Here is a 6,312-nt window from a genome sequence, read left to right as displayed (position 1 = left end):
CGGTCGGTTCCCTCGACAAAACGCTTCATCCTGCTCTCCTGATTACGTCAAATGAGCTATTAACGCTTCAGAAAAAATCTCGTTTACATTGGGGTGCGTTTTCACACACTCTGGCCCCAAAGCGGACCTTCAAAGTTCGTTTGCGGTCTGTTGAAATTGGCGTGGGATTGCAGCATTTGATCTCACGTATGCTTGAAGGCTGCCACAACCGGCATTCAAATGAATGCTTGCTCGCCGTGCTATGCTTTGCCCATGAAAACCGCACACATCGACGTTCGTCGGCACATCCCATACCAGGCCAGGGCTGCATGAAGAACGAGTACACTTTTGCGGCGCTGGCAAAGCAGGAAGTCGCGCCGGGACCGGATGCCGATGCGCTGTTTTTCAGCATGCTGGCGCCTGTCCTGCGCGGCGGCCCGCTGGTCGCATACGATTCGATGACCGACTTGCGGATGCAGTTGACGGCGCCAGCATATTACGTGGCCCACAAGCTGGTCGCACATGCCGGCAAGCGCGTTATCTTCCAGGGCCGTGTGGCGCAGGCCAGCGTCACTGAGCTGCTGGTATTTCTTGATGCGGCAGTGGCAAGTGGCGACCTGCGCCCCTTGCTGCTTGCGCCCGTGTTCGAAGGAACACCGGCGCAGGTGATACATATTGATGGAGATGTGCTGCACGTCTACGCTGCAATACCGGGGATAAAGCGGCAGGTCTGACCAATATCCTGCCGTCCTGATCGAGGACATGCTCAAGCAAAACCGCGGCGACTGACCGTCCGCTTTTGGCCTATTGTGTTGAAGAAGTCGATCAGCAACAATTTCGGGAGGTCTCAGACCTCCAAACAGTCGGAGATCGTTCAATAGCGGCGGTTCTGGCCAGTCTAGGCTGTCAGAATTTCTAACTAAACGTCAACCTACCCGCGTTTTTCAACACGATAGGCCGGTAGCAGGCGGTGGAGTAACCGAGGTTCATGTCAGGCTTCCAGAGGCTTGCCATCGATAAGTACGCGAAACCGTTCACCTGAAAACCCCGCCCGGTGGCTACCGTAAATGGCCTTCCCGAGAGATTCATACCATTTGGAATCGGTGGCCTCGACAGAAACTGCCATGTCCGGGTTCTCGGCGGAGATTTTCTCAAGAGCTTCCGCGACCTCAGTTGTTGAATGTAGTTTGACGCCATTCAAGTCTACGCCACTATTATCGGAAATTCGCAAAACAATCATCTTGTCCAAATCGATGCTCTAGGAAGAAGGATGTTTCAGTTTTTACATCGGCGAACGGCGGCTTCTGGCCGATCTCGGTCGAATTAGCGATGCAACTCGAGCACTACATCTTCAGGTCGAAACGCAACTAGCCATTGTGTAATACCGTGTGCATCACTGCATTCCAACTCGTAACCCGGAGGTAATGAGTAAATTTCAATGATGGTTGCGACGTCAGCGATTGCAGGCCGCCGAAGATTGAATGCATCAGAAAATGTGGCCTGTTGCACGTTGAATGCCACAATCTTAACTACATCGTATTGCATAAATTTCATAATTGAACCGATCATTGAACGGCTGCTCTTGGCCGGTTGGAGTCACTCTGCTAATGTCATTGGGGCTTCGCGGAGTATGAACCTGCTCGCCATCTGGTTCCAGCTAGCAGCCCGCCCTTGAAGAAATAACAGCTGTCCATACTCATCCATATTTGAATCTCGGTGAGTCAAGCGTAGCCATTTCTCATAAAATACGTCAAAGTCTTCCTGATTCATTTGAGGTAAAAACTTATCGGAATAATCAAAGAGCGCAAGGAACTCAGTGTTAGGCCGCAACGATATTGAGCGCAATGGTTCAATGCCGAGCAAACCCATCAGCAACTCCAATTCTTCGTCACTGGCGAGCGTAACCGAGAAAAGCTCGGCACAGGCCGCCGCCATTAAGGCTTCAATCGACAAAGACGCTGTTGCACTTGGTTCGTTTGACGATGCGAATAGATAGCTTTGAATTCTCGCCTCCACTACAGTTGAGATGATATCGACGTCCAGTAGTCCGTCTGCTTCTGGCCGGTTGCCGTCCTTGCCAGGTTCCGCCCCAAAGCGGAAGTTCGAAATTATTCCTCATCACGCAATCGCGTCCGAGCTTCTGAGAGCGCTTGACCATATTCCAGATTAAATGGAGCTACTGATTTCTTCTCAAGAATGCAGCATAGATTTCAGAGCGCCCTTTGTTCTGCTTGGTCTATTATATTCAACCGGCCTGAATCAGAGTAGCGGCTCAAAATCTCAAATAACACAAGGGCTTCGTCAGCTGTAAGTGTTATGTGAACTTCAGAATTTATATGCTTGTTCCACGCTTGGCCGTTTCACAGCGGGGAATCAGTACAATTGAAAAATTACAATTATTGAAATTCCCTCCCCATTCTACGGTATCACGAGCTGCGCAGAAGCGCTGCCTTCGGGGATAATCAGGGCAAAATCGTAGCCGTTGATCAGGTTGAACATTTCAATGTCGCCCCCCGCCAGTTTGCGCGAGCCTGGCCGCAGTGAACGCAGATCAAATAGAGACCAACTGCCGTCGTTGGCGCCTGCACTGGCCAGCAGTTTGAAGGCCGAGCTGTCAAGTTTGATTGGTGCCGGCTGATATGGCTTGCCCGCTCCCGCAAATCTCAGTTGCGTACCCTTCGCCGCCATCACGATCAGGTGCAGCGTGGTATGGCCCTGCCCTTCGGCGCGTTCAGCCAGAAAGTTGCCAACGTCACGATTGTTGAGTGGATTAATGCCCTTGTATGCGTGATTTGCGCCGACCTTGACCACCAGCTTTTGCTCTTGCATGCCGAGCCGGGTTTCCAGGGTCCGCTTTAACAGCGTCAAACGTAAGCGGTTGGATAGGTCACGATCGCCGGGCACTTGAGAAGCGCTTTTCTGATAGATGGCGCGTGTGGCCAGCAATGCATCGAGCAGGCCTAGCGCGGTTTGCTCTTTGGGGCCGGCAAGTAGCGGGCGCAACGAGGTCAGTTCCTCGGTTGAGGCCGACAGCATAAAGTACTCTAAGGGATTGCCGGTGGCTACCGCCTTTTGAGACGCGACAGCTTCCATTTGACGCAAGGCTTCCAGCTTCGTGCGGGCGGCCGGATTAACCGGCTGGGCCAGCATCAGGGTGATCAGGTATTTGGCCGCACCCACGAATTCCTGATCGATGCCCCAGTGCTGGAAGCGCGGTCCTGCGGCCAGAGCAAAGCCGGCGAGCATCTCTGCTTCCTGGCGCATGGTGTAGAAAGCAACGGAGTCCGGATAGATGGCGTCGAATCTGGCGATAGCAGCAACCGCGTCGTCGCCCTTGAGTATCCCTTCGAGCGCACTCGTCACGGCTGGACCATTTTCGGTTACCAAGGTCGTGAAGCCGGCAGGGGGCAAGGCATTGAAGTAGGCGGATGAGAACTGGGCGATCTCGGCGACACCATGATCCTCGCCGAGGAGGACGTACTGCGCCTGGCGCGAAGCCTGCAGCAGCAGTGCCGCACCGGGTCCCGATAAGGTGCCTTTGTCAACAGTGATAGCGAGCCGGCTAGCTGTGAGTTTTTCAAGGACGGGGGTATCGGCGACAGCCGAATCGGCGAAGCCGAGCGTCAGGGTGGCGGCAAGGAAGGCGAGACGGAATAACATAGTGGTGTGGGCCGATCAGGGCGGTCAGTGAATGAGTCAACAGTTTAAACTGTCGCCAGGAAGGCCGGCTTCTGGCCAATCTCAGCCATACAGTGTACGGCAACTGTCGCCCACAGAGTGGGAGAAAGCGCTACATGTTTAATCGTGCAACACAATCTGAACTTCGATGCTTCGCATTGTCGCAAGCGCGCGGAGAAAAGTGCGGAGCATTCGAATCTCATCTCCAATCGCGCCACTGGCACTTGGCAAGCCATAGACGAACAGCCGCGCAGCTAATGCAAACTCGCTGGAATGAACGCTTGCCGTCGTTGCCAAGTATCGCCCCGAAGCGGACATGCGAGGATCAAGTGATCGGCGATTCTGTCGACCGCTGTCACTTTGCCCACGGGGCGAAATATCGTGAAGGTTTCAGAATGCTGGTTCGCTGACCGTATTCGCGCTGCTGAGCTCGGAAGTTATCGGCCGGCACGACAGAGAGCGCCGGTGCAGTGCATGGAATTGTAGTCAAGCATCTTGGAATGACCCAGTTTACCCGTGGGAACTGGCACTCCCTTCGGCACAATAAAAGTCGCCGAGTGTGCACCGTATAAGCCGGCTGGTAGCTCAAACCCTTTCAGCACAACGTAACCGTTATGAATTTCGCGCGTTGCGAGCAGGTTTCCGCCCGAGACTGGCGGAGTGTCGGCAGATGCCGTCTTCCTGGTGGCCGCGTCCCAGGCACGGACATCGGCTGCTGTCGCCACCCGCAGGATGCCTTTGCGGACTGCATCCGACAGTCCGGCAGGTCCAGCCAAAACTGCCTTTTGATCGCGAAACGAATCCGGTGTCACATCGGCCGATGTAAGGAGCTCAGTTTGATCATCAAAGGACTCGCCGATCACGACTTTGCCCTTTCTCGACAAATATACCTTGTCGACAGCCCGCCCGAACACACGTCGTGCCAGTGGATTGAGCCCGTCCAATTGATCGGCTTTTATATAAAAATGACCGCATGGACCCCGGTTGTCGTAGGTGCTGTTGATGATTGGTGTACCCTTGGGCAGACCAGCCACCGCTTGCCGGTGGTAGCCGCTCACGAGAACGCCGACAATTTCGGTCCCGCGGGTCCACCCGATGTTCCATACGGTGGGCTCGTATGCCCCCAACATCAGAATGACGGGCTTGTTGCTCGAGTTGACCAAGGCATCAATTCGTGTAGCTTCGTGCCCGGACTGATCGATCTGGAAATCGGTAGGGCGACCGCCGTATTCGCCAGCAGCAAAAACAACAAAGTCGGCCGGGAGTGGCGACGTGAACGCGCACGTCGCCGATGCCATGTCGCTTGTCGAAAACTCGAACCGTTTGAGGTTTTGGGCCGTTGCTCCTGCCACGGCACTCGCCAACGCGATCGCCATCCCGAACCATGCCAGCGTGACCATATTTGGCTTCAACACAGAAAACTCCTCATCTTGCATCTACAAATGGACTATGCTCGGTTTTTTCGATTGGTCCAAGGTCAAGTCTTGGCCGAGCTCGACCGTCCGGCACAGTATAGTAGGTTGCTCGGCAGCAAAATTCACGAACGGTCACAAAGGGCCGATCCCGCCCCATTGCGGACCTTTCAGCGATGGTACGCGGTTGCCACGAAGTAGCCTTAGAGACAGCCCCAAAGATAAATGGACTGCCCCGTGGCGATGGCTTGCCGTGCGAGCGATTGCAAATCCTTCAAGAGCGGACGCAAATCTGCTGCATTACAGTCGATCTCTTCAGTTTTTGCCCATTGCTCCGATGCGCTCTCCAACCCGTCCGCATTTGAATTTGCGAGAAGGCTCGTCAGCTCGTCCGGAAAACGGTGAAGCCAGGACTCGCCATCCTCCTCAACGTAGATGTCTTCAGGCATGTGTTTTTCGATATCCCACTCGCTGCGCTCCAAAATGGCCCAAAGAGTACCGATTTCCAGGTCTGTGATGCCATTGAATTGGACCGGATTCAACAAAAGCGCAATTTCCTCGCCCTCGTCAGGCTCTTCAATCCGATTTGCATATCGGATGGCCTCGGCTGGATCAGCGATAAAGAAGTCTGCAATTACTCCCAATGTGGTTCTCCCTGTTTTTTGCACAAGATTGATTGGATATTCAACGACTGCTGCTGGCCGGTTACCGTCGTTTCCCTAACGGACTGAACACCGATCCGGTGGAATTCCCTCAGGATGTTTTCTGCACGAGCTGTTCGGCAAGCCCGATGAGGATTCCTTCCGGACCACGAATATAGCAGAGCCGATACATGTTTTCGTACTGAACTACTTCGCCGACCAGCTTCGCGCCACGTTTGACGAGCCGGACGAGCGTATCGTCGATATCCTCGACGGTAAACATGACACGCAGGTAACCGAGAGCGTTCACCGGGGCGTTGCGGTGATCGGCGACCACGGGCGGCGCGAGGAAGCGGGATAGCTCGAGACGGCTGTGACCGTCCGGCGTACGCATCATGGCAATCTCCACGCGCATGCCGTGCAGACCGGTGACGCCATCTGCCCAGTCTCCTTCAATTGGGGCGCGTCCTTCGAGTACGAGACCAAGTTCGGTAAAGAACGCAATGGCGGCATCGATGTCTGCTACCACAATGCCGACGTTGTCCATGCGCTTGACTGTCATGTTGCCTCCTGGGTGTCTAACGTATCCTTCAGTCAGGGAG

At 54.5% G+C, this 6,312-nt stretch carries 7 protein-coding genes; 1 reads left to right on the top strand and 6 read right to left on the bottom strand.

The features are described 5' to 3' along the window. A partial coding sequence (locus MRBLMS1_RS14920) for a hypothetical protein (RefSeq protein WP_485880056.1) occupies positions 1-713 on the top strand: 713 nt, incomplete at its 5' end. A 257-nt stretch (positions 714-970) separates the two neighbouring features. On the opposite strand, the gene MRBLMS1_RS14915 is transcribed toward MRBLMS1_RS14920, so the two are convergent. The 6 genes from MRBLMS1_RS14915 to MRBLMS1_RS14890 all read right to left on the bottom strand — a co-directional run bounded on the left by MRBLMS1_RS14915 (position 971) and on the right by MRBLMS1_RS14890 (position 6,272). Continuing rightward, a complete protein-coding gene (locus MRBLMS1_RS14915) occupies positions 971-1,228 on the bottom strand; it encodes a hypothetical protein (RefSeq protein WP_139091907.1) in 258 nt (85 codons plus the stop codon). A 347-nt stretch (positions 1,229-1,575) separates the two neighbouring features. Next, complete coding sequence (locus MRBLMS1_RS14910; RefSeq protein WP_485880054.1) at positions 1,576-1,932, bottom strand: hypothetical protein; 357 nt, start codon at positions 1,930-1,932, stop codon at positions 1,576-1,578. Between the two features lie 465 nt (positions 1,933-2,397). Next, positions 2,398-3,639, bottom strand: coding sequence for a hypothetical protein (locus tag MRBLMS1_RS14905; RefSeq protein WP_485880052.1), 1,242 nt, complete (start codon positions 3,637-3,639; stop codon positions 2,398-2,400). A 455-nt stretch (positions 3,640-4,094) separates the two neighbouring features. Then, positions 4,095-5,072 (bottom strand): hypothetical protein, encoded by a 978-nt coding sequence (locus MRBLMS1_RS14900; protein ID WP_485880050.1) that lies wholly within the window; start codon positions 5,070-5,072, stop codon positions 4,095-4,097. A 200-nt stretch (positions 5,073-5,272) separates the two neighbouring features. Beyond that, on the bottom strand, positions 5,273-5,713 hold the full coding sequence (locus tag MRBLMS1_RS14895; RefSeq protein ID WP_485880049.1) for a hypothetical protein: 441 nt from the start codon (positions 5,711-5,713) through the stop codon (positions 5,273-5,275). A gap of 109 nt (positions 5,714-5,822) precedes the next feature. Then, positions 5,823-6,272, bottom strand: coding sequence for a VOC family protein (locus MRBLMS1_RS14890; RefSeq protein WP_034754749.1), 450 nt, complete (start codon positions 6,270-6,272; stop codon positions 5,823-5,825). Positions 6,273-6,312 lie beyond the last annotated feature (40 nt).

This window comes from Massilia sp. LMS1-1-1.1 (assembly GCF_040815535.1).
GTDB classification, from domain to species: domain Bacteria; phylum Pseudomonadota; class Gammaproteobacteria; order Burkholderiales; family Burkholderiaceae_D; genus Janthinobacterium; species Janthinobacterium aestuarii.
This window is presented reverse-complemented; position numbering and strand designations above follow the sequence as displayed.